The 23,303-nt window shown below is 51.7% G+C and carries 25 protein-coding genes, 1 other RNA gene and 1 pseudogene; 14 read left to right on the plus strand and 13 right to left on the minus strand.

Annotated features, from left to right (window positions below; translation table 11 throughout):
* The first annotated feature begins 602 nt into the window (after positions 1 to 602).
* The 3 genes from PI91_RS05250 to PI91_RS05260 are packed head-to-tail and all read left to right on the plus strand — an operon-like array spanning position 603 to position 2,456.
* On the plus strand, positions 603 to 1,130 hold the full coding sequence (locus tag PI91_RS05250) for a tetratricopeptide repeat protein (protein ID WP_023294382.1): 528 nt from the start codon (positions 603 to 605) through the stop codon (positions 1,128 to 1,130).
* Positions 1,111 to 1,668 (plus strand): RNA polymerase sigma factor, encoded by a 558-nt coding sequence (locus PI91_RS05255; RefSeq protein ID WP_039265580.1) that lies wholly within the window; start codon positions 1,111 to 1,113, stop codon positions 1,666 to 1,668. Before PI91_RS05250 ends, PI91_RS05255 begins: the two co-directional genes overlap by 20 nt.
* A complete protein-coding gene (locus PI91_RS05260; RefSeq protein ID WP_039265581.1) occupies positions 1,665 to 2,456 on the plus strand; it encodes an anti-sigma factor in 792 nt (263 codons plus the stop codon). Before PI91_RS05255 ends, PI91_RS05260 begins: the two co-directional genes overlap by 4 nt.
* Here PI91_RS05260 and PI91_RS05265 read toward each other — a convergent pair.
* From PI91_RS05265 to PI91_RS05280, 4 genes are all read right to left on the minus strand, one after another.
* Positions 2,448 to 3,008 carry a YceI family protein gene (locus PI91_RS05265; protein ID WP_021241981.1) on the minus strand — a complete coding sequence of 187 codons (561 nt, stop codon included), beginning with the start codon at positions 3,006 to 3,008 and terminating at the stop codon, positions 2,448 to 2,450. The two genes, PI91_RS05260 and PI91_RS05265, sit on opposite strands and share 9 nt — an antisense overlap.
* Before the next feature lie 105 nt (positions 3,009 to 3,113).
* Positions 3,114 to 3,470 (minus strand): hypothetical protein, encoded by a 357-nt coding sequence (locus PI91_RS05270; RefSeq protein ID WP_008502540.1) that lies wholly within the window; start codon positions 3,468 to 3,470, stop codon positions 3,114 to 3,116.
* Between the two features lie 502 nt (positions 3,471 to 3,972).
* Positions 3,973 to 4,440, minus strand: coding sequence for a hypothetical protein (locus PI91_RS05275; protein WP_039265582.1), 468 nt, complete (start codon positions 4,438 to 4,440; stop codon positions 3,973 to 3,975).
* Positions 4,441 to 4,442: 2 nt separating this feature from the next.
* On the minus strand, positions 4,443 to 5,165 hold the full coding sequence (locus tag PI91_RS05280; protein WP_052232708.1) for a hypothetical protein: 723 nt from the start codon (positions 5,163 to 5,165) through the stop codon (positions 4,443 to 4,445).
* A 537-nt stretch (positions 5,166 to 5,702) separates the two neighbouring features.
* Here PI91_RS05280 and PI91_RS05290 point away from each other — a divergent pair.
* Positions 5,703 to 6,248 (plus strand): annotated as a pseudogene (locus tag PI91_RS05290) (phage polarity suppression protein); the annotation flags it as partial.
* 232 nt (positions 6,249 to 6,480) lie between these two features.
* On the opposite strand, the gene PI91_RS05295 reads toward PI91_RS05290, so the two are convergent.
* From PI91_RS05295 to smpB, 4 genes are all read right to left on the minus strand, one after another.
* Positions 6,481 to 8,439, minus strand: a complete 1,959-nt coding sequence (locus PI91_RS05295) for an NACHT domain-containing NTPase (protein ID WP_039265583.1) — start codon at positions 8,437 to 8,439, stop codon at positions 6,481 to 6,483.
* Positions 8,440 to 8,449: 10 nt separating this feature from the next.
* Positions 8,450 to 9,652, minus strand: a complete 1,203-nt coding sequence (locus PI91_RS05300) for an integrase domain-containing protein (RefSeq protein WP_039265584.1) — start codon at positions 9,650 to 9,652, stop codon at positions 8,450 to 8,452.
* A 184-nt stretch (positions 9,653 to 9,836) separates the two neighbouring features.
* Positions 9,837 to 10,200: a transfer-messenger RNA gene (gene ssrA, locus PI91_RS24520) on the minus strand.
* Between the two features lie 89 nt (positions 10,201 to 10,289).
* On the minus strand, positions 10,290 to 10,772 hold the full coding sequence (gene smpB / locus PI91_RS05305; protein ID WP_024908331.1) for an SsrA-binding protein SmpB: 483 nt from the start codon (positions 10,770 to 10,772) through the stop codon (positions 10,290 to 10,292).
* Positions 10,773 to 10,928: 156 nt separating this feature from the next.
* On the opposite strand from smpB, the gene PI91_RS05310 reads away from it, so the two are divergent.
* Entirely contained in the window at positions 10,929 to 11,366 is a 438-nt protein-coding gene (locus PI91_RS05310; RefSeq protein ID WP_014832955.1) for a type II toxin-antitoxin system RatA family toxin, read from the plus strand.
* Positions 11,356 to 11,643, plus strand: a complete 288-nt coding sequence (locus PI91_RS05315; protein ID WP_008502503.1) for an RnfH family protein — start codon at positions 11,356 to 11,358, stop codon at positions 11,641 to 11,643. Before PI91_RS05310 ends, PI91_RS05315 begins: the two co-directional genes overlap by 11 nt.
* 108 nt (positions 11,644 to 11,751) lie before the next feature.
* Here the strand turns inward: PI91_RS05315 and bamE are convergent, their stop codons facing one another.
* The 3 genes from bamE to nadK all read right to left on the minus strand — a co-directional run bounded on the left by bamE (position 11,752) and on the right by nadK (position 14,854).
* On the minus strand, positions 11,752 to 12,090 hold the full coding sequence (gene bamE / locus PI91_RS05320; protein WP_008502502.1) for an outer membrane protein assembly factor BamE: 339 nt from the start codon (positions 12,088 to 12,090) through the stop codon (positions 11,752 to 11,754).
* 138 nt (positions 12,091 to 12,228) lie between these two features.
* Entirely contained in the window at positions 12,229 to 13,890 is a 1,662-nt protein-coding gene (recN, locus tag PI91_RS05325; RefSeq protein ID WP_039265585.1) for a DNA repair protein RecN, read from the minus strand.
* A gap of 85 nt (positions 13,891 to 13,975) precedes the next feature.
* Positions 13,976 to 14,854 (minus strand): NAD(+) kinase, encoded by an 879-nt coding sequence (gene nadK, locus PI91_RS05330; protein ID WP_008502500.1) that lies wholly within the window; start codon positions 14,852 to 14,854, stop codon positions 13,976 to 13,978.
* Between the two features lie 122 nt (positions 14,855 to 14,976).
* On the opposite strand from nadK, the gene grpE reads away from it, so the two are divergent.
* Entirely contained in the window at positions 14,977 to 15,570 is a 594-nt protein-coding gene (grpE, locus tag PI91_RS05340; RefSeq protein WP_008502499.1) for a nucleotide exchange factor GrpE, read from the plus strand.
* Between the two features lie 52 nt (positions 15,571 to 15,622).
* Here grpE and PI91_RS05345 read toward each other — a convergent pair whose 3' ends face one another.
* Both PI91_RS05345 and PI91_RS05350 read right to left on the minus strand, forming a co-directional pair.
* The gene (locus tag PI91_RS05345) at positions 15,623 to 16,909 is read right to left on the minus strand and encodes an HlyC/CorC family transporter (RefSeq protein WP_039265586.1); all 1,287 of its coding nucleotides are present in this window, start codon (positions 16,907 to 16,909) and stop codon (positions 15,623 to 15,625) included.
* Positions 16,910 to 16,927: 18 nt separating this feature from the next.
* Positions 16,928 to 17,719: an inner membrane protein YpjD gene (locus tag PI91_RS05350; RefSeq protein WP_032623031.1), complete on the minus strand. Its 792-nt coding sequence runs from the start codon at positions 17,717 to 17,719 to the stop codon at positions 16,928 to 16,930.
* Between the two features lie 166 nt (positions 17,720 to 17,885).
* Between PI91_RS05350 and ffh the strand changes: the two genes are divergently transcribed.
* From ffh to PI91_RS05385, 7 genes are all read left to right on the plus strand, one after another.
* Positions 17,886 to 19,247, plus strand: a complete 1,362-nt coding sequence (gene ffh / locus PI91_RS05355; RefSeq protein WP_039265587.1) for a signal recognition particle protein — start codon at positions 17,886 to 17,888, stop codon at positions 19,245 to 19,247.
* Positions 19,248 to 19,363: 116 nt separating this feature from the next.
* Positions 19,364 to 19,612 (plus strand): 30S ribosomal protein S16, encoded by a 249-nt coding sequence (rpsP, locus tag PI91_RS05360; RefSeq protein WP_022649067.1) that lies wholly within the window; start codon positions 19,364 to 19,366, stop codon positions 19,610 to 19,612.
* Between the two features lie 15 nt (positions 19,613 to 19,627).
* Positions 19,628 to 20,167 (plus strand): ribosome maturation factor RimM, encoded by a 540-nt coding sequence (gene rimM / locus PI91_RS05365; protein WP_003863136.1) that lies wholly within the window; start codon positions 19,628 to 19,630, stop codon positions 20,165 to 20,167.
* A 31-nt stretch (positions 20,168 to 20,198) separates the two neighbouring features.
* On the plus strand, positions 20,199 to 20,966 hold the full coding sequence (trmD, locus tag PI91_RS05370; RefSeq protein ID WP_008502493.1) for a tRNA (guanosine(37)-N1)-methyltransferase TrmD: 768 nt from the start codon (positions 20,199 to 20,201) through the stop codon (positions 20,964 to 20,966).
* Between the two features lie 43 nt (positions 20,967 to 21,009).
* Positions 21,010 to 21,357, plus strand: a complete 348-nt coding sequence (rplS, locus tag PI91_RS05375; protein WP_002914145.1) for a 50S ribosomal protein L19 — start codon at positions 21,010 to 21,012, stop codon at positions 21,355 to 21,357.
* A 132-nt stretch (positions 21,358 to 21,489) separates the two neighbouring features.
* Entirely contained in the window at positions 21,490 to 21,894 is a 405-nt protein-coding gene (locus PI91_RS05380; RefSeq protein WP_039265588.1) for a DUF2946 domain-containing protein, read from the plus strand.
* A gap of 36 nt (positions 21,895 to 21,930) precedes the next feature.
* Positions 21,931 to 23,301 (plus strand): PepSY domain-containing protein, encoded by a 1,371-nt coding sequence (locus tag PI91_RS05385; protein ID WP_039265589.1) that lies wholly within the window; start codon positions 21,931 to 21,933, stop codon positions 23,299 to 23,301.
* Positions 23,302 to 23,303: the final 2 nt, after the last annotated feature.

The raw sequence follows: 23,303 nt of genomic DNA on the forward strand, positions 1-23,303 counted from the left end.
AGCGAATCTAATGACTTAAGAAAAAACGTTTTAATGGGTGTTTTGTATTTTATAAAACCCTGTAATTAATAGAGGAATTGGTTTCTGGAATATAAAAATGATATAGACAGAAAATGCGTGTTGTGCAAATTAAGCTTTCGTAAATAAAAGCGCAAACAATGAAGGGGGCATTAATCTATTGATGTATTTTATAATTACCTTTTTCTATCTTTTTGTTTTTACATATTTTTTATTTATTGTGATGGCGCTGTTGTTTAACGTTTACGACCCGGTATGATAATTGGTAGGGATCATTTTAAATAACATGTTAAGCGTTATTGTTTAAGCGGGCTTAACGTGTGTTTAAGTTAGGGTAACGTTTTTGATGTAAGATATATTATGTCATCGAGGTAATGAAATATATTCTTGTACAGGGTTAAAACTCTGCTATCACGCGTAAGCAATAATAACGGGCAAGCAAAGAGAAAATAAGCTGATTTATTTTCTTTGGGACTGAGGCGCGGGCAGGACTTCAGGACAGTAAAAAAATTCACCGAAGAATGAATAAAAATCGTCAGCCGGACGTTTACTGACGTCACTCCCCACTTACCCTGGAGTTTTGTATGAACACGACCTCGTTTCGTTTGATCCCGGTGCTGATTTTTTCCCTGCTGTCTCCACTGGCGCTGGCCATGGGCAATAATAGTACCGAGAGCAAAACGCCTGATTGTCCTTCCGGACAGGTGTATGACAGCGCCACGCAGAAATGCGTGCCGGACAAGAGCAGCAGCCTCAGCGACCAGGACAAAACCAACTACGCATACCATCTCGCGAAGAAAGGGGAGTACCAGGCGGCGCTGAATCTGCTTGATTCGCTGAAAAATGGCAACACGGCTGAAGCGTGGAACTATCGCGGGTTCGCCACGCGCAAACTGGGTCGCACGGACGAAGGGATTGGTTACTACCAGCGAGCGCTGGCTATCGCCCCGGATTACGCCAAAGCCCGGGAGTATCTCGGTGAAGCGTGGATGGTGAAAGGACGCCCGGATCTCGCTAAAGAACAGCTGAAGGTGATTGCCGGAATCTGTGGCCAGTCCTGCGAGGAGTACCGTGACCTGCAGGCCGCCATTAATGGACACCCGGAATCCTGATCTTCTCGTGGAGGGAAAACCCATCGCAACCCGTGAGGTTCGTCAACAGCTTGCCGCACACCTGCCGCGCCTCTGGCGCTATGGGCTGGTGCTGTCGCGAAACAGGGATATCGCCGAAGAGCTGGTTCAGTCCACCTGCGTGCGTGCGCTTGAAAGAAGCAGCCAGTATATGCCTGGCACGCGCATCGACAGATGGCTGTTCGCGATCCTGCACTCCATCTGGATCTCTGAGCTTCGGGCACGACACGTTCGCCAGGGGCAGGGATTTGCCCCCAGCGACGAGCTGCTGGCGCCCGACACCCGCGAACAGGATGAGACGCGCCTGCATTACCTGAAGGTGATGCAGCGCGTTAATGCGCTGCCCGAAGCCCAGCGCAACGCGGTATTTTTGGTTTATGTCGAAGGCTTTACCTACCAGGAGGCGGCGGAGACCCTGGCGGTGCCGATCGGTACCGTGATGAGCCGACTGGCGACGGCGCGGGCTCGGCTTGCCAAATCCGCTGACGCACTGCCTCCGGTAAAGGAGAAACGCTCTTGAACGCGCACCGTTTTGCACCGCCCTATAACGACGACGCCATCGTGGCCTGGATAGATGGCGAGATGTGCCGCGCCGACGCGCAGTTATTTGAAGAACAGTTAAAATGTGACGAACGCCTCGCCGGGCGAACCGACGAACTGATGAAAAGCAGCCAGGATTACGCCGGGGCGTTTGCCTCCCTGCTGGATGATGCGCCTCTTGAGAGGATGCAGGCGCGTCTCGCGGCACTTCCCGACCCGCAGGTCTCGACGGCGGCTGGCGTCAGCCGACGGGCGCTGATCGCCGCCTCGGCCAGCTTTTTGCTGGTGGGTTCCGGGCTGGGGTATCTGCTGCGTCCCTCAGCTGCGCCTGCGGATGAGAACGCCCATATCCGCGACCTCGAAGCGCAATATATGTCCCTGTACAGCGTCGAGACGCTGCTGGATATGGACAGCGCAACGCCGGTTCTGCAGCGCGGGCTGGAACGGGCCGCGCAGGACATCGGCATGACGCTAAACCTGTCGCAGCTTACCCTGCAGGGGGCAGAGCTTAAAATGGTGCGCATGCTGCGCTATGAAACGACGTCTATCGCGCAGATAGCCTGGATCAACGCCGACTACGGCCCGATGGCCCTCTGTATTTCGCCTGTTGATGAGAAGACGACGGTCTCGCTCCAACAGGAGCAGCGGCACAGCATGAACCTGGCGTGGTGGCAGGAGGCGGGCTATCAGTTTGTCCTGATTGGCCGCAACCCGCCGTCTCACCTGCGGGGAAACGCTGAGCGGCTGCAGCGCGTGTTCTCAGGATGACGGCACCTTGTTAGTCTGTATCGCAATGGCGATGGCAATACGATCGTCCACGACCAGGGCAAACTTATCCATCCCGTAGGACGCGCGTGATATCGCGGTGGTGGCATCCAGGGTGAGGGCCTGCGCATGCGGGTCTTTCACCGCGGCCTCCAGGATCACCGGCCGGGCAATGTTTCGCACGGTCAGCGTGCCGAACACCCTGAACCGTCCGGCGCCCTGGTCGACCACGCGAGAGCTGATGAACTCGATGGTCGGGTAGTGCTCCGCATCAAAAAACATGTCGCTTTTTAATTGCCAGGTGAGCAGCGTGTTTGAGGCCACCAGGGTGGCCACGGGAATGGTGACGTGGATGTGGTCGTCAACGTCGTTATCCGGATTGAGCGTTACGGCACCCGTCACGCCGCTGAACGTCGCCCAGGAGAGGATGCCGCCGAAGGCATGCCACGAGAGCCGAATGGCGGTGTTTTCGGTGTCGATAAGGTAGCTTTTTGGGGCAGCATGCAGGGAAGGGCATAACAGCAGAACGGTCAGAAAGGCCAAAAGGCGATACATAGTGGTTTCTCCGATAAGTGCGCACTGCGTAAACGCCTGAGGTGCTAATTATATTCGAAGAAATAAAAAAGGCCGCAAGCGCGACCTTTTCGTGAGTATAACGACTTACTCAGTGACTTTCTTTTCCAGCTCGCTGGCACCTTCTTTGGTTTTGTTCCAGCCTTTCTCCGCGCCTTCTTTGGTGGCATCCCACCCTTTCTCGGTGCCTTCTTTGGTTTTATGCCAGGCTTTCTGGGAATCTTCGCTGACCTTGCTGCCAAAGCTTTCGCTTTTACCTTCCGCAGCATGCTTCTGTTTCAGCTTCAGCTCTTCACCTTTGTTCTGCTCTTCGTGCAGTTTTTGCTTCGCCTCGTTGGCGTTTGCGTTCGCCGCCGCGACGGTATCGTCAGTTGCATGTGTGGTCGCAGCAAATACTGGGGAAGCCAGCAGAACGGCAGATAATGCGATAATTGTTTTTTTCATAATATCCTCATTTAACGTTATCGGTTATGAGCGTGGTTCAGCATGGCACAGGCGAAACGGGATGGCTTTAGGAAAAAACTGTAATGAGATCAACATGCCCTGATGAGAGGTATTTAGCCTGAGGATTATCCAAAGGATAAAACGCCTATTTCCGCGAGGGCGGCGAGCGTCAGGAGAATGAATATTATGACGGTTATGGGTCTGTACATGATGGGGTTCCTTCCGGGTTAAGCGGCTATTCCGTAGCGCTGGGTGGGGGTGTTTTTTTATTCTCCATAGGGGGAGGGGCGGTGTCGTTGATGTTGGTCAAAGGGAGAGGGAAACGGTGGGGGGATGGTACTGAAAAGCCCACAGGGGTTGTACCGTGTGGGCTTTCTGGATTTCATCAGATAAATAGGGTTATTACTGATGGAGATTCTGGTTGGCTATCTGAGTCTGCATAATTCTCAAGTGCATTTATCCCGCTCAGCAGAAAGCCTTTTCATTCTGTTAAATAATGACTTCAGCTTACGTTTTCCGACGCCGGTGTGGCAGAGATCGTTATGTATTTTTTCAGACCAGACTCCCGTTTAACACCTTTTGGATCGGAAACAAAAGGAAGCCGCAGGCGAGGTGAATCGGATACTTTCAGTGTCCAGATATAACCCCCAATAAACCTGAAGTCCACGCTATCGTCAGTGACCTGGAGATCCGCAAAAGTTCCTGTCGAGTACTCATTGCCCAAGCGAACAATTTCTTTAAGCCCGTCATGAACGTCAATAAGGACAAGTGTCAGGGATTCTTCAAAAATAATGTCATCCGTCAGAAACAGGATGTAACGCTGCTCATTAACCTGGACCGCTGCTTCAAGCACTTGTCCCGGAACAATAATGCCGGTGCTTTTACCATTGAGCACAACGTCAGATTGAGCCTGGGATACATCGGTAGCTTCACTAACCTTAACTAATATTATTGAATTAACCTGTTGCATAATCAATTCCACAAACGTCCCATTTCCCATGCGGCAAGCGCGCCGCCGACGAAGCCACCGATAAGCACGCAAACAGGTGCGCCTGGCCCACACATTAATCCCGCCATTGCACCACCTGCGGCAGCACCGGCAATACCTGCACCATTAATAGCTATCTGTCTGCCTGATTCAGAAACCTTATCATCAGCGGCATAAATTTCGTAAACAGAAATCGCAATCGAAAGAACAATTAACCCCCTTCCAATGCGCGAGAGCTGCATCATTTTCATGTTTACTTGTGGGTTAGACTTGCCTGCGGATTCAACAATACCTGCATATATCTGATTTTTTTGTACTTCAGAAAGACTGTTAAAATTTGCCTGCGGGCCAAATAAAGCTTTCGCTTTTTTTGCTACCAACTCATTAAGCGTCTTACCCTCGCTTTTTATTCGTTCGGCCATTGCCCGTCCGAGTGGAGTGCTGCGAGAACGCACCATCTCCATGATCAAATTTCTCGTTTCCTGAGCCTCTCGTGCCGCTTTGTCCCAGGAGATCACACCAGCATTGGCCTTTGCGCGTAAGTCTGAGGACATTTCTTTGATTCTTTTTGAGTATTCAAGGCGTAAGCGTGGATCAACTGACAACCTCGCGGCCGCAGCGGAAACATCGCCTTGTAAGGCATTCATCGCGCTTTCGAATTTGTCGCGTCCATCGGTATCTAATGCGCTCAGCAACGTCGTATCCATATTCTCATTGTTCCTGTCATTGGCTCTGAGATGCGTTGAACAAATTTCTAGCACATTATCGTCAAAAGTTCTTTTTAAAATTTATTAACTTTGCTTTTAATTTTATGTTTTTTCATTATATTTCAATGTAATATTGGTGAGGCTAGTGACTTTTCGCTATGAACGATTTGCAGTTTCAAAAGAATGGAGATTGTTTTTAGTAGGGATTACTTTGCTGGTTCAGCGCTCTTTGGTGGTCAGTGGGTTTTATGTTCTTCTCAAAAAACTGATTCAAGATGGCTTTCCTAAGATGAGATATAGGCCTCGTTCTGCAAAACAAGTGCGCATTCCCACACAGGCCTTATCACTTTGAAAACGTCGACAGCACTATCACCTATGTATGAACATCGAGTAGCTCGGCTACGTTATGCGCACTTGATTCCGTTGATGGGATTATCCGTTCGCCGATGACAGAGCCGGTGATCACGCTACCCGCACCGGCGGCCACCGTTAACCGCGCCGGTGCGTGAGCATGGCCAGTCATCAGGAGAAACATACATGACCAGACTGACGCTACAGAAAGCCTTTGAGGCCTGTCAGGCAAACAAATCCGCCTGGCTGCAACGCAGGGATGAACTGACGCAGGCCGAACAGGCATACCGCGAACAGCATGCCGGAAGAGGCCACAGCGGCCGGAGCCTGCAAACACTGCGCGAGATTATCGACGTGAAAAAATGGGAAATTAATCAGGTTGCCGGTCACTACATCCGCTCGCATGAGGAGGTGCAGCGCATCAGCATCCGCGACAGATTAAATGATTTTATGCAGGCGCACGGCGCGGAGCTGGCCGCCGCCCTCGCCCCGGAGCTGATGAATTATCCCGGGCAGCATTCCGCCGTTCAGCGCTGCGCCATGCAGCACTCACTCGACTGTCTGCGTGAGGCGCTACAGGTCTGGCTGGCCGCCGGTGAAAAAATTAATTATTCGGCGCAGGACAATGACATTTTAACGGCTATCGGATTCAGGCCTGACGCGGCTTCGCGCGATGATAGTCGTGAAAAATTCACACCCGCACAGAACCTGAATTACACACGCCGCCGTGCAGTAGTCCGCTTAAAAATCCCCGAAAATCCCGCCATTTTTTCCCATAAAAGCCATGCATGCATAGGTGCATGGTTTTGCATGCGTTTTACCGACACTGAATTCCCCGCCAGCGCCAGCACTGGCGCGCCCTGAGGCCGATCATGCACCTGCATTAAAAGCGCCCCTTTAAGCGGGCAGGCGTGGCGGGGAGAGCATTGCGCGTGCAGTTTAAGAACTAACTTTTTATTGATTTTTAAAAACCATCCAGTAATTGATTTATGCCGTTACTTTCATCATGGTTGATTTGTTTTAATTCAAGTATAGCGCTTTCAAATTTTATTTGAGGCGTATTTTCAAATGACAATAAAGATTCAAATAGTTTTATCTTACTTGCATTGTGTATTTTTGCTAGTGACTCATTTGTCAAATAAAACTTAACCTCGACTTGTTCTCCAATTTCCATTTTGACATGAAAAGATAGTTGTGTGTCGTGATTTGAGTGTCGATCTGTCTTATGGAAATAATCAGGGTTTCTTGTGTTTAAAATTTTAAGTATTTCAGATTTTATTGTGCTTTCTCGAGCTATCACAAGCCAATGGTTAGCAACCCCTGTAACGGTTGTAATGATATGTGAACCATTTACAGTTAGCTCGCTAAAAGCTTTTAGATCGCCCTTAAATAAGTTATTTAATATGTCATTTTCTTTATCTTTATCGAAAAGATAAATTATCGAATCACCGGCTAACAACATTTCGGCTTTGGTCTTGGAATAATCTGTTTTAATCTCGGTTTGCCGATTGTTTAATTTCTCATGGGTTTTCATTAGATCCAGAAGCAAACACTTTATTATGCTTGAGCGGAAGGATGAGTAATCTATATCTGCGCAAAGCGAAAATAAGTTTTTATGACTAATGGAATCAGGGCTGTAATATAATTTTGTTAATATCTCTTTTTGGCGCTCTTTTGTATCGCGGCAGATAAACATAGCTGCAAAATATTCCATTAAGGATTTGTGCGACCAGCGAATAATAGCGCCTTCTTTTACAAATAATGGGACGGTTTCGATTAAGTCCTGAATAAATAGAGATGGTGAAGCTGATATCCCGGGAATTTTTGAGATTATATTGTGCAATGTTATTTGCAAATCGTCCTTTGTAAACTCAATTTTACCTCCATCTTTCAAGCACCAAAAACCTAATCTTCTTAGAATTTGATGAAAGTCTGTAGAGTCTAGCTTGGAAAATTTTTCTCTTACATAACCAAGTTCTTTAGTAAGGTCGTGAGATTCATACAAAGCATCGAACACTTGACTGTAAAATAACTCTTTCTTTCTAGGAATAATTGGTTTGAATTTATAGGCGCAAAATAATAGTGAAACATAAAGAGGTGTGGCTAGGAATTCATTTAAATTACGACCATTCTCTAGTCGTAGTCCCTTGATTAATTGAGATGAAATCGGCCCACGACCATCATAACGACGTAAAAGATCATATGCTTGATTAGTTTCTAGCGGTTTGATCTTAAACCTTGAGAAACCATGTAATTCAGATAAAAAATTATCATGGCGTGAGGTGATTATTATTTTGCTATCTGGGAAGTCATTAGCAAAAATGCTAAGTAAGTTTACAGTTTTAGATTTAATTTCTTGAGGAATTTCATCTATGCCGTCGAAAAGATAAATGAAAGGAAGTTTCTTAAGGCAACTATCTGAAACATCCTCACCTAAACCGAGTTGATGTTTCACTTGTAGCGAGAAATCATAATCTTTAGCACGGCGTAATTCAATATATATTGGGATATATTCTTTATTGGAAATGCAGTCTAAGGCAATTCTTTTTATAATGGTAGATTTGCCCATTCCTGCTGAGTCAGTAATTAGTATGTGGTTAAACTGGTCAACTAAATCTGCATTACTTTTTATTAGGCATGTATATGGTTTTTTTTCATTGTCATGGTAAATACTCATTGGTTCATAAATATCCAAGAGTTCTACAGGAGTGTTTTGAAAAGCTAAGGTATTAACTAGAGAACATTGGCCTTTTACATTTGACAGGAAGCGTTCTAGACTTTGATTCAGGAAACGCGATGCACGTGTATCCCTGACATAATCACGAACACTACTTTCAATGATAGGTAATATTTTGTTTTTAATAACATCTTTTGCCCATGGAATAGATGCTGAGACTAATAAATCAAGAGATACTGGTTGCATAACATTTTCCTTAAATGGAATGGTTTGAATTTTGGACGTTAAGTCCCCACCAATTCATTAAATCCACTCTAGCATGTAAATATGTTGAACGGTTATAAGCTTTCCTAACTTCGTTTTTATCAGAGTGAGCTAAAGCTGCTTCAATTACATCTGGGTTAAAACCTTCTTCATTCATAGCTGTACTCGCTATTGAACGTAGACCATGTGCAACTAACTTCCCGCCATAACCAATTCGTTTTAAAGCAGCATTTGCTGTCTGGCTATTCATTGGTAGTTTCGGATCGTTCCTACTAGGGAATACATGTTCGCGATGAAAACTTATAGGTTTCATTACCTCTAATATTTCTAATGCCTGTGGTGATAAAGGTACTATATGCTCACGTTTAGCCTTCATCCGTGCTGCTGGAATTTTCCATAGTTTGGCATCAAGATCAATTTCGTCCCATCGAGTGCCGGAGGCCTCAGTCGGGCGCACAAGCGTCAGGAGTTGCCACTCGATTAGGCAACGAGTCGAAACAGAAAGGTTAGACATCACTAGCGAGCGCGTCAGCTTTGGCAGTTCTTCAGGTCGCAACGTCGGCATGTTTTGCTTTTTGGGCTTCTCAAAGGCCATCCCAACACCGGATGCTGGATTGGCATCAATCAAACCAGTGTTTACGGCATAAATCATGATCTCGTTAACGCGCTGCACCAGTCGACGTACTGTCTCAAGCGCCCCACGTGCTTTTATTGGCTCAAGGGCTTCAACCAAAGTTCGGGCTTTGATTTGCTGAACGGGGATCTCACCGATGGCAGGGAATACATCTTTCTCAAGTGAACGCCAAATGTCTTTTGCGTAATCAGGGGTAACGCTTTTGCTTTTTAGCTGGAACCAGTTAGCGGCGACGGTTGAAAAAATACTGTCCAGGGCGATTTGCTGCTGTTCCTCTGCAACTTCGGCCTGAATTTGTGGATCAATCCCGTTGGCTAACAAGGCAAGGTAATCCGCTCTTAACCCTCGTGCGTCAGCAAGTGAAAGGGCGGGGAAAGCACCTAGCCCCATCATTGTCCGCTGTTTTGTCGCCGGACGTTGATAACGGAAACGCCAGAGCTTTTTCCCGCTAGTTTTCACTATCAGGAAAAGACCATCGCCGTCATGCAGCGTTATATCCTTCTCTAACGCTTTAGCGCGCAGAACTTCGGTGTTGGTCAGGGAGCGTGTAGTCCGTGCCACTGTGGCCGCTCCTTCATGAATTGGTATACGCTTTAAGGTATACATCCTACCGTATACCTAAACGTATACCAATAATCACCGGATTTAGCCGGATGTTCTCGGACAATGACAGATAAAAAAAAGCCCGCAGGGCTTGTGCCGTGCGGGCTTTCTGTACTTCACCGGACTTATCCGGATCATTATTTGGTGGAGCTGGCGGGAGTTGAACCCGCGTCCGAAATTTCTACATCCTCGGTACTACATGCTTAGTTTGTCTTTACATTCGCACGCCAGCTGCGGACAGACACGCCACTAACGAACTAGCCTGATTAGTTTTAACGCTTCAACCCCAGGCAGGGCTTCCACGCGATCTCTTTTGGGTTTGACCTCTCTTTGATCCCCGTCTTAAGAGCGGAAGCTAGGGAGAGAGGGCTCAGAGCAGGTTATTAAGCTGCTAAAGCGTAGTTTTCGTCGTTTGCGACTATTTTTTTGCGGCTTTTAACGAGGCAAACCGCCCCTCGGCATGCACCTTGGGTTTCGCAAATCCCGTCGAATCCAGAATCAGCCCCAATAGTGTTGAACTGAGTATACCAGATTTCCCTTCCTGGATACCAGCCCGGAACGCTAACTTATTGAATAGTACAATAAGTGTGCAGAATCAACGTCCTGCGTTTTTCATAATGCGCGCTTTGTCCAGCTGCCACTCGCGCTCTTTCAGGTCAGTACGTTTGTCGTGCTGTTTTTTACCCTTCGCGACGCCAATTTTCACTTTGCACCAGGCGTTTTTCCAGTACAGCGACAGGGCGACCACGGTGAAACCTTCGCGGTTGATGCGTCCGTAGAGGGATTCCAGCTCACGCTTGTTCAGCAGCAATTTGCGCGTGCGCGTTGGGTCACACACATAGTGTGAAGAGGCGACGGTCAGCGGCGTAAAGTTCGCGCCGAACAGGAAGGCTTCGCCATCTTTCAGGATGACGTAGCTATCGCCGATGTTGGCTTTCCCGGCGCGCAGCGATTTTACTTCCCAGCCCTGCAACGCAAGGCCAGCTTCGAATTCTTCTTCAATGAAATACTCGTGGCGAGCACGCTTGTTGAGCGCAATGGTCGCCGAGCCTGGTTTATGTGCTTTTTTCTTCGTCATAAGTGTCGTAAAGCCGTCGGTAATCTGATTTCAAAAAGTCACCTCATTGCGTCCTGTGAGGTCTAACGCGCTATCTTAGCACGAGATGAGGCTTAGCGTTTTTTTAACAGGTGATAAATGTTATTATTTGTCCGTTGTGTGACCATGGGAAATGCTATGCCTCAGATTAGCCGTACTGCGCTTGTGCCTTACAGCGCGGAACAAATGTATCAGTTAGTGAACGATGTTCAGTCTTATCCAGAATTTATTCCGGGATGCACCGGGAGCCGCGTTCTGGAATCCGGCCCGACGCAGATGACCGCGGCGGTGGATGTCTCCAAAGCGGGGATCAGCAAGACGTTCACCACCCGCAATACGCTGACGAGCAATCAGAGCATTTTGATGCATCTGGTGGATGGTCCTTTTAAGACCCTGATGGGAGGCTGGAAGTTTACGCCGCTGAGCGCTGACGCCTGCCGCATTGAGTTCCATCTGGACTTCGAGTTTACCAATAAGCTGATTGAGCTGGCGTTTGGCCGCATCTTTAAAGAGCTGGCATCGAATATGGTTCAGGCGTTCACCACCCGCGCCAAAGAGGTTTACAGTGTCGCATAAGATTGCTGTAGAAGTGGTGTACGCTCTGCCGGAGAAACAGTATCTGCAGCGCGTGACGCTGGAAGAGGGGGCGACCGTTGAGGCGGCCATCCGTGCTTCCGGCATCCTTGAGCTTCGCAGCGATATCGACCTGGCGAAGAACAAGGTCGGGATTTATAGCCGTCCGGTGAAGCTGGGCGATGTGCTGAAAGAGGGCGACCGGGTGGAGATTTATCGTCCGCTGATTGCCGACCCGAAAGAGCTGCGTCGTCAGCGCGCGGAGAAGGCCAGCAAGTAGCGCTTTCTTCTCCGGTGGCGCAGCGCTTAGCGGGGCTACGATTCTTCGTAAGAACTCAGATACAAAAAAGGTGCTCAATGAGCACCTTTTTGCATTTCTGACACCGGATTATTTAGTCAGGGCAGGCTTGTTGTCGATGTTGGTCAACACACCGGCGCTGCTGAAGGTCAGCGTCAGGGTCTGCTGGGTCGCATCTTCATGGCCCGGCTTCTGGCGGAATACATAGAACCAGGTGTTAGTGCCGAACGGATCGGACATCATCGGGGTTCCCAGTGCATAAGCGACCTGCTGTTGTGTCATCCCCACGCGGATTTTGGACACATCGTTAGGGGTAAGGTAGTTCCCCTGGTTGATGTCAGGACGGTAAACCACTTTCTCCAGAGTGGAACAGCCTGCGGTCAACATCAGAAGAACCGCTGCGGCAGCGGTCAGCATTTTACAACGCATAGTGATTTGATTCCTTTTCGGGCCCGAGCAGAACGCGGCTCATATGTAATATGCCGATGATAATAGACCTTGCCCCACTTTGAAACCGGTCTGGCGGCGTTTTTGTTGTTCTGTATGACCCTGAGATCCCGAAAAAGTTTATGCCGCCAGCAGTTCTTTCGCGTTCGCGAGTGTGTTACGCGTGACTTCGCTGCCGCCGAGCAGGCGTGCCAGCTCCTGCAGACGCGCACGTTTATCCAGCGGCTTCATGTGCGTTTCGGTCATTTCACCGTCGGTTTCTTTGCTGACGATAAAGTGATGATGGCCACAGCCCGCAACCTGCGGCAGGTGGGTGACACACATCACCTGCGTGGATTCGCCGAGCTGGCGCAGCAGTTTACCCACCACCGCCGCCGTCGGGCCGCTGATGCCGACATCCACTTCATCGAAAATTAGCGCCGGGGTGTCCATTTTGCGCGCGGTGATCACCTGAATCGCCAGCGCAATACGCGACAGTTCACCGCCTGAGGCCACTTTGGAGATCGCCTGCAGCGGCTGCCCCGGGTTGGTGGTAACGCGGAATTCGATGCGATCCGCACCTTCCGCCGTCAGGTGGTTCTCTTCAAAGCGAACGTCAATGGTGAAGACGCCGTGCGGCATCGCCAGCGTGTGCATGCTGTCGGTAATGTGCTGGCTTAACTCCTGAGCATAGTGCTGACGAATATTATGCAGCTTTTGCGCTGTCGCCAGCGCCTGTTCATGGTGCAGGCTCACCGCCAGAGAGAGGGTCTCCTGCGAGTCAGCCTGATCGTCAAGCTGCTGCTGCTCGTCCAGCAGAGACTGATAGTAGCCCGGCAGCTCTTCCGGCGTAACGTGGTGCTTGCGCGCCAGCGAGATCTGACGGGAGATACGCTGCTCCAGCTCAAACAGACGGTTCGGGTCGAGATCCAGACGCTCACAGTAGTGGCGCAGTTCGTCACCGGCTTCAGAGATCTGAATGGCCGCCTCTTCCAGCATATCCAGGACGCCAGACAGTTTGCTGTCCATGCCGACCAGTTCGGTAAGCAGCTGACGGACGTTATACAGCTGGCTCTGCAGGTTCACGTCTTCGCCATCCGCCAGCAGGTTGAGCGCATTCTGGCTGGTTGAGAGCAAGTGACCGCTGTTCGCCAGGCGCTTGTACTCTTCGTCGATTTGCTCAAACTCACCCGCCTGCGGGTTAAATTCGTTCAGCTCTTTGAGCTGGTATTCCAGCAGCTCCGCACGGGCTGCGCGCTCCTGGCTTTGCTGCTGGTGCTGAGCGAGCTCGCGGCAGCTCTGATGCCACTGGCGATAGTGCTCCGCCATAAGCTGAGTAAGCGCGTACTCACCCGCATAACCATCCAGCAGCGCTTTCTGCTGTTCGGGTTTAATGAGTTGCTGATGCGCGTGCTGACCGTGGATCTGGATAAGCAGCTGGCCGAGTTCACGAAGCTGGGAGAGCGGGACCGCCGTGCCGTTGATAAAGCCGCGTGAGCGACCGTCACTGCTGATCACACGGCGAAGTAAACACTCACGTCCATCTTCAAGCTGATTCTGCTCCAGCCAGCGCTGGGCAGCAGGGGTGTCTTTCAGGGAGAAACGGGCGCACAGGTCGGCACGGTTTGCGCCCATGCGCACCATGTCGCCCTCGGCGCGGCCGCCAAGGCACAAGCCGAGGGCATCAATGGCAATGGATTTACCCGCACCGGTTTCCCCGGTGATCGCCGTCATGCCGCTGTGGAAATCGATCTCAAGCTCACGAACAATGGCAAAGTTGCTGATGGTCAGTTGTGCCAGCATAATTGTTTTCCTGTATGAAAAACCATGACTGTGTTTTCATACAGTATAAACTGGTTTTTTATACAGTAAAGTACTGGATGCAAAATCAGAACAATTTTTTTGACCAGCCAAGCTTCGAGCTTAATGTGTTGAAATAGCTGTAATCTTTTGGATGTATCAAATTCAGGTGGTAATCACACCGGCGAATAAGCACATCTTCACCTTCCTGGATAGGCAGCGCTATCTGGCTGTCGCAGCTGATCTCCAGGTCGTTACGGCGGTGCGAGAAGCGCAGACGGATCGTGCTGTCGCCGTTGATCACCAGCGGGCGGGCGGAGAGCGTGTGCGGGAACATCGGCACCAGGGTAATGGCATCCAGCGAGGGCGTCAGGATCGGGCCGCCGGCAGAAAGCGAGTAGGCGGTTGAGCCGGTGGGAGTAGAGATAATCAGCCCGTCAGAACGCTGGGAGAAGGCAAAGATCTCGTCGATATAAACTTCGAACTCGATCATGTGCGCCACTTTGCCAGGGTGAAGGACAACCTCGTTAATGGCGGTGCTGATGCGTTTCTGGCAGTCCTGCTGGCACACCTGCGCTTCCAGTAAAAAGCGTTTTTCACTGATATAGTGGCCTTCCAGCACGTCGGCCAGCTGCTGCTGCGCATTGTCCGGGTCGAGGTCGGTTAAAAAACCGAGATTGCCACGGTTGATACCGATGACCTTGATGTCATAACGCGCCAGCGTGCGGGCCGCGCCGAGCATGTTGCCGTCGCCGCCCACCACCACGGCGAGATCGGCCTGTTGGCCAATTTCCGCCAGCGTGCCGGTTTTGACGCTCTTCAGCTGCAGTTCCTGGGCAATCTGCTGCTCGACCATCACTTCATAGCCTTTGCTACACAACCAGCGATACAACATTTCATGTGTCGTTAGTGCGGTAGGATGACGCGGATGCCCGACGATCCCAATACACCTGAAATGATTATTCATTTTCTGGAGGTCCTTGTGCCTGATGAATGATGACAATCTGTCTTGTTCCCTTGAATCCCGGAAACTGATCCCCATAATAAGCGAAGTTAGCGAGATGAATGCAGAAAAACGCGGAGAAATTCATGAGTAGTAAAGAACAGAAAACGCCTGAGGGGCAAGCCCCTGAAGAAATTATCACGGAACAGCACGATGAAGTTGAGGCTGTAGAGCCAGACGCATCTGCTGAGCAGGTGGACCCGCGCGATGAAAAAATTGCGAATCTGGAAGCCCAGCTGGTAGAAGCACAGAATCGCGAACGCGACAGTGTTCTGCGCATCAAGGCGGAAATGGAAAACCTGCGTCGTCGTACCGAGCAGGACGTTGAGAAGGCGCATAAATTTGCGCTGGAGAAATTCGTCAACGAACTGCTGCCGGTGATCGATAGCCTCGATCGTGCGCTGGAAGTGGCTGACAAAGCGAATCCGGACAACGCCGCAATGATCGAAGGTATCGAACTGACGCTGAAATCCATGCTCGACGTGGTGCGTAAATTTGGCGTGGAAGTGATTGCCGATACCGACGTTCCGCTGGATCCAAACGTTCACCAGGCGATTGCGATGGTTGAATCTGAAGAGATTGAAGCCGGTAAAGTGCTGGGCGTGATGCAGAAAGGCTATACCCTGAACGGCCGTACCATCCGCGCTGCGATGGTGACCGTGGCGAAAGCGAAAGCGTAATTCGCTATCCGTAGTGCCGGGTAGCGACGTTCGCCTTACCCGGCCTACAACCTTACTCCGCGATACTTTCGCGCAGGGGTTTAACGGGCAGGACTTTCACCTGCTTGATCATATTGTCCTGCACGTCCAGGATATCAATATCGTACTGCTCAATGCGCACCCGCGTGCCCGCCGCCGGGATCTCTTCCAGCGCTTCCAGAATCATCCCGTTAATGGTGCGAGCCTCATCTTCCGGCAAATGCCAGTTAAAGGCTTTGTTGAGTTCACGAATGTTCGCGCTTCCGTCAATCAGCACCGAGCCGTCGTTTTGCGGGGTGACCTCTTCCGCGAGGGAAGGCGACATTGAGGTGGTAAAGTCCCCGACAATCTCTTCCAGAATATCTTCGACCGTCACCAGCCCCTGGATATCGCCGTACTCGTTGACCACCAGGCCGACCTTCTTCTTGTTGCGCTGGAATTTCACCAGCTGCGTGCTGAGCGGTGTTCCTTCCGGCACGTAATAAATTTCGTCGGCGGCGCGCAGCATCACCTCTTTGGTGAACTCTTTTTTCTCGGTCATTAGACGGTAGGCTTCGCGCACGCGCAGCATGCTGATGGCGTCATCCAGCGAGTCGCGGTACAGCACAATGCGCCCGTGCGGGGAGTGCGTTAGCTGGCGAACGATGGCTTTCCAGTCGTCATTGATGTCGATACCGACGATGTCGTTACGCGGCACCATGATGTCGTTCACGCTCACCTTTTCCAGATCTAGCACCGACAGGAGCATGTCCTGATTGCGCCGGGAGATCTGCGAGCGGGATTCATTCACGATAGTGCGCAGCTCCTCTTTGCTGAGCGCGCTGCTGATGGTGACGTCGGCTTTGATTCCCACCATCCGCATCAGGACGCGCGTCACCATGTTCAGCAGCCAGACCAGCGGCATCATCAGGATCTGCAGCGGTGCCAGCAGGAAGCTGCTCGGATAGGCGACCTTTTCAGGGTAAAGCGCGGCGATGGTTTTTGGCAGCACTTCGGCAAACACCAGCACCACGAACGTCAGCACGCCGGTGGCAATCGCCACCCCGGCGTTACCGTACAGGCGCATCCCGACGATGGTGCCGAGGGCAGAGGCCAGAATGTTGACGAGGTTGTTGCCGATGAGCACCAGGCTAATCAGGCGATCCGGCTTGCGGAGCAGTTTTTCAACGCGGCGAGCGGCGCGGTTACCCTGTTTAGCACGATGACGTAACCGGTAGCGGTTCAGGGTCATCATGCCGGTTTCCGAGCCGGAGAAATAGGCGGAGATGACCACCATGACGATCAGGATAACGATCAGCGTGGTGGTTGAGATGTGTTCCAGGGGGAACTCCTTTGTTTCTTAGCCAGCAAATTGCTGTATGAAGCGGCTGCCAAAATAGGCAAGGGTGAGAATGCCCGCACCCGCGACGTTGAACCAGACCACGCGACGACCGCGCCAGCCTTCATGATAATGGCCCCATAACAGGACAATATAGACAAACCACGCGATGATGGAGAGCACCGCTTTATCGATATTCTCCACGCTGAACAGGTTCTTCATGTAAAACAGCCCGGTGCAGAGCGTGAGCGTCAGCAGCACCACGCCCACCTGGGTGATGTGGAACATCTTACGCTCAATGACCATCAGCGGCGGCATTTCATGGTTAAACGCCAGCTTTTTGTTTTTCAGCTGGTAGTCAATCCAGGCGAGCTGCATGGCATAAAGCGCGGCGATGATCAGCGTCGCGTAGGCAAAGAGCGACAGGCCGATATGCACCAGCATCCCCGGTGTCGCCTCCAGATGCGTAATGAACTCATTAGGCATAAAGGTGGCGAGGGCCAGATTGATCAGCGCGAAGGTGTAGACAATCGGCAGCAGCAGCCAGCCGCGATTTTTAGACGCGACGATGGTCATTACCGTACAGATCATCAGGCTGACCAGCGAGCCGACGTTCAGCACGCTCAGGTTTTGCACGCTGCCGTCGCCGGGGATAATGCGTGATTCCAGCGCAAAGGCGTGGCTAATCAGTGCGATCACCGCCGAAAGAATAGCCATGCGCCGCCAGCCGCTGTTTTTTTGCAGCAGTCCGGGAATAATCAGCGCGAGGCTGACAGAGTAGGCAACAAGGGCGATCAGTGCGAAAACAGGCATATAGGCATCGACAGTTGTCTTAATAAGAAAGAGAAGCAGTATAACGTTACGTGACGCCTGCTCCAACCGTTGCATAACAACAAAGGCGCCTTCATGTTATACTCCGGCAAAATTCTGTGTATGTGTCGCTCATGGCGGCCCAACGTTTCTACTCAGGCGAGAGACAATGTTTGATAATTTAACCGATCGTTTGTCGCGCACGCTGCGCAACATCAGCGGCCGCGGACGCCTTACTGAAGACAACATCAAGGAAACGCTGCGCGAAGTGCGCATGGCGCTGTTGGAAGCAGACGTCGCGTTGCCGGTTGTTCGTGATTTTATCAACCGCGTGAAAGAGAAGGCGGTTGGTCATGAAGTTAACAAGAGCCTGACCCCGGGTCAGGAGTTCGTCAAAATCGTTCGTAATGAACTGGTTTCGGCGATGGGCGAAGAGAACCAGGTGCTTAACCTGGCCGCTCAGCCACCGGCCGTGGTGCTGATGGCGGGCCTGCAGGGTGCGGGTAAAACCACCAGCGTCGGTAAGCTGGGTAAGTTCCTGCGCGAAAAGCACAAGAAGAAAGTGCTGGTGGTCTCTGCGGACGTCTATCGCCCGGCGGCGATCAAGCAGCTGGAAACCCTGGCAGAGCAGGTCGGCGTGGATTTCTTCCCGTCCGACGTGGCGCAGAAGCCTGTCGACATCGTTAACGCCGCGCTGAAAGAGGCGAAGCTGAAATTCTACGACGTGCTGCTGGTGGATACCGCCGGTCGTCTGCACGTTGACGAAGCGATGATGGACGAGATCAAGCAGGTGCATGCCTCTATCAACCCGGTAGAGACCCTGTTTGTCGTCGACGCCATGACCGGTCAGGATGCGGCGAATACCGCGAAAGCGTTTAACGAAGCGCTGCCGTTAACCGGCGTGGTGCTGACTAAAGTGGACGGTGACGCCCGCGGCGGTGCGGCGCTTTCTATTCGTCATATCACCGGTAAGCCGATCAAATTCCTCGGCGTGGGCGAAAAAACCGAAGCGCTGGAGCCGTTCCACCCGGATCGTATTGCCTCCCGTATTCTCGGCATGGGCGACGTGCTGTCGCTGATCGAAGATATCGAAAGCAAGGTTGACCGCGCGCAGGCCGAGAAGCTGGCCAGCAAGCTGAAAAAAGGGGACGGTTTCGATCTGACTGACTTCCTTGAGCAGCTGCGTCAGATGAAAAACATGGGCGGCATGGCCAGCCTGATGGGCAAACTGCCGGGCATGGGCCAGATCCCTGACAACGTGAAAGCGCAGATGGATGACAAGGTGCTGGTGCGTATGGAGGCGATCATTAACTCCATGACGCTGAAAGAACGAGCCAAGCCAGAAATCATCAAAGGTTCCCGTAAGCGCCGTATCGCTGCCGGTTGCGGCATGCAGGTGCAGGACGTTAACCGCCTTTTGAAACAGTTCGACGACATGCAGCGCATGATGAAGAAAATGAAGAAAGGCGGCATGGCGAAGATGATGCGCGGCATGAAAGGCATGATGCCTCCCGGTTTTCCAGGGCGTTAATCGCTTTTGAGATTGCTTTTTGCCCGAAAATGAGTAAAATTTTCGGGCTTTTAATATGACACTCGGGCTCCGTTCCTCGATGGGGCCCGGTTGTTTTATTCACACAAGAGGATGTTATGGTAACTATTCGTTTAGCACGTCACGGCGCTAAAAAGCGTCCGTTCTACCAGGTTGTTGTGACTGACAGCCGTAATGCACGCAACGGTCGCTTCATCGAGCGCGTTGGTTTCTTCAACCCACTGGCCTCTGGCGCAGAAGAAGAAACCCGTCTGGATCTGGATCGTATCGCTCACTGGGTTGGCCAGGGCGCTACTGTTTCCGATCGCGTTGCTACGCTGATCAAAGCAGCAAACAAAGCAGCTTAATCTGTCACGGTGGTCATGATGAGCAATAAAGCACCTGTTGAACCGATCGTATTGGGAAAAATGGGTTCTTGCTACGGTATCCGTGGTTGGCTCAGAGTGTTTTCCTCCACTGAAGACGCTGATAGCATTTTTGATTACCAGCCCTGGTTCATCCAGAAAGCCGGTAAGTGGGAAGAGGTCGAGCTGGAAAGCTGGCGTCACCACAATCAGGACATCATCATCAAGCTGAAAGGCATTGACGATCGTGATGCCGCGAATGCGCTGACTAATTGTGAAATTGTCGTGGATTCGTCGCAGTTGCCACAGCTGGAAGAGGGCGACTATTACTGGAAAGACCTTATGGGCTGCCAGGTAGTCACCACTGAAGGTTACAGCCTGGGGAAAGTCATCGATATGATGGAAACCGGGTCAAATGACGTTCTCGTCATTAAGGCAAACCTGAAAGATGCATTTGGCATCAAGGAGCGGCTGGTCCCGTTCCTCGATGGACAGGTTATCAAGAAAGTCGATCTCACTACTCAAACCATTGAAGTAGATTGGGATCCTGGTTTTTAAATTCTCCGGATAAACGGTAAAAGACGGCGCTATGTGGATTGGCATAATTAGCCTGTTTCCTGAAATGTTCCGCGCGATTACCGATTACGGGGTAACTGGCCGGGCAGTAAAGAATGGCCTGCTGAGCATCCAGAGCTGGAGTCCTCGTGACTTTACTCATGACCGGCACCGTACCGTGGACGATCGTCCTTACGGCGGCGGACCGGGGATGTTAATGATGGTGCAACCCTTACGGGACGCCATTCACACAGCAAAAGCCGCGGCAGGTGAAGGCGCAAAGGTGATTTATCTGTCACCTCAGGGACGCAAGCTTGATCAAGCGGGCGTGAGCGAACTGGCGACGAATCAAAAGCTGATTCTGGTCTGTGGGCGCTACGAAGGGATAGATGAGCGCGTAATTCAAACCGAGATTGACGAAGAATGGTCTATCGGCGATTACGTTCTCAGCGGTGGTGAGTTACCGGCAATGACGCTGATTGATTCCGTCGCCCGGTTTATTCCGGGGGTTCTGGGCCATGAAGCTTCGGCAACGGAAGATTCCTTTGCCGATGGGTTGCTGGACTGTCCACACTATACCCGTCCTGAAGTGTTAGAAGGAATGGAAGTACCGGCAGTGTTACTGTCTGGAAACCATGCCGAGATACGTCGCTGGCGTTTGAAGCAGTCGCTGGGCCGAACCTGGCTTAGAAGACCTGAACTTCTGGAAAACCTGGCTCTGACTGAAGAGCAAGCAAAGTTGCTGGCCGAGTTCAAAACTGAACACGCGCAACAGCAGCATGAACATGATGGGAATGCGTAATACGCTCCCGAATATCAGTTTACCCAGGATAAGAGATTAAATTATGAGCAACATTATTAAGCAACTTGAACAAGAGCAGATGAAGCAGGACGTACCTTCCTTCCGTCCAGGTGACACCGTGGAAGTGAAAGTATGGGTTGTTGAAGGTTCCAAAAAACGTCTGCAGGCATTCGAGGGCGTGGTTATCGCTATTCGTAACCGCGGTCTGCACTCTGCATTCACTGTTCGTAAAATTTCCAACGGCGAAGGCGTTGAGCGTGTCTTCCAGACTCACTCTCCGGTAGTTGACAGCATTGCTGTTAAACGTCGTGGTGCTGTACGTAAAGCTAAACTGTACTACCTGCGTGAGCGTACTGGTAAGTCTGCTCGTATTAAAGAGCGTCTGAACTAAGATTCGCTTAAGCGACATCCTGTTAGAAAGGGCTGGCCGAAAGGCTGGCCCTTTTTTTATCCCATCGCACCTCTCGCGTTAACCCTTTCGTCATAAATCATTTACAATGCTTGCCTCTTGAATGGAGGGGAAGTGGATAACGTATTGCATCAGCCTGACCGGAAACGCGCAGCGGCATTGACCGCGCTGTTTGCGATCCTGCTGATCGTGGTAGCACCCCTTATCTCCGTCTCATTGCAGAAAGATCCCATGAGCGCCATGCCGGGCATGCATCATGACATGAGCATGATGTCGATGGACGAGCATCACGGCGATATGCCACACACGATGCCCGTCGACCATGCGGAAGCGTGCGGCTACTGCGTGCTGTTAGTGCATGTCCCTGGCGTGATGCTGGCGCTCATCGTCCTGCTCAGCGTGGTGCTGCAGAGGCTTCGCGTTAAGCCGCCTCGTCAGGCGGTCAAGCACTGGCACTTCTTCCCCTGGCTTTACCCTGATACCCGCGCGCCGCCGCGGCAGTCTGCTTTTTCCCTTTAAAAATATCGATAACTTTTTGCCTTAAAAAGGAAAAGTATGACTACCTGCACCTCGCGCGCGGCATGGGGAAACCTGCTGCGTCGCCTTCATTTCTACGTTGGGCTGTTTGTCGGCCCGTTTATCTTCTTCGCCGCGCTGACCGGGACGCTGTACGTGGCGACCCCACAGCTGGAAAACGCACTCTACCGGCACGCGCTCCACACGGATTCTATAGGCGAGCCACTGCCTCTGGCGGAACAAATCGCCGTGGCGGAAAAAACCGCTGGATCAGATTTACGTTTGCACGCCGTTCGTCCGGGGCTGGTTGAGGGCGAAACCACCCGCGTGATGTTCGCTGACCCGAAACTTGGGCCATCGGAGAACCGGGCTATCTTCGTTGATCCGGTAAGCCTGGCGGTGCTGGGAGATTTGACGGTATACGGCACCAGCGGGATTTTACCCCTGCGCCAGACCATTGATTACCTGCATACGTCCCTGATGCTGGGCGACATTGGGCGCCTTTACAGCGAGCTTGCGGCCTCGTGGATGTGGGTCGCCGCGCTGGGCGGTATTGCCCTGTGGTGTTATACCCGGCCCAAACGGCGGATCAACAATCGCTTCCAGAACCGGCGTCGGGTGCACGTGACGCTGGGCTGGAGCCTGCTGGGTGGAATGCTGCTGTTCTCCGCAACCGGCCTGACCTGGTCCCAGTGGGCTGGCGGGAACGTGGATAAGCTGCGGGCAGAGATGAACTGGCTCACCCCGCAGGTGAACACGACGCTATCCGGCCAACATGAGGTCGTGGATGAACATGCCGAACACCGCGGTCATCACGGTGGAATGGTGATGCCCGATATGGCGATGGATTTGACGCAGTTTGACGGCGTGTTAAGCGCGGCGCGTAACGCGGGTATTGATGCCAGCAAGCTGGAGATCCGCCCGGCGAAAACGATGGATCGCGCCTGGACCGTGACGGAAATCGATCGCAGCTGGCCAACTCAGGTGGACGCCGTGGCGGTTGATCCTCATACGATGCAGGTACTGGACAGGACCCGATTCGAGGATTTTCCGCTAATGGCAAAACTGACCCGCTGGGGCGTGGATTTCCATATGGGGATCTTATTCGGCCTCGCAAATCAGCTGCTGCTGGTTGCGTTCGGCCTCGCCCTTTGCGTGCTCATTATCTGGGGATACCGGATGTGGTGGATGCGTCGTCCGGCGCAATCGGCTGTGAGTCCGGTACAGACGCTTTGCCAGAGCTGGCTTGCCTTGTCAGTGTGGGGAAGAGGCGTTACGGTGTTAATCAGCGTACTGTTGGGGCTGGCCCTGCCGGTCATGGGCGTGAGTCTGGCGCTGTTTGTTCTGGTGGACTGGCTGCGCTGGCGAGCGGCAACCAGGGTGACGCTCGCCGAATCCTCCGCTAAATAGCC

Origin of the sequence: Enterobacter sp. FB (assembly GCF_000805795.1) — a bacterium.
In the GTDB taxonomy this organism is placed as follows: domain Bacteria; phylum Pseudomonadota; class Gammaproteobacteria; order Enterobacterales; family Enterobacteriaceae; genus Enterobacter; species Enterobacter roggenkampii.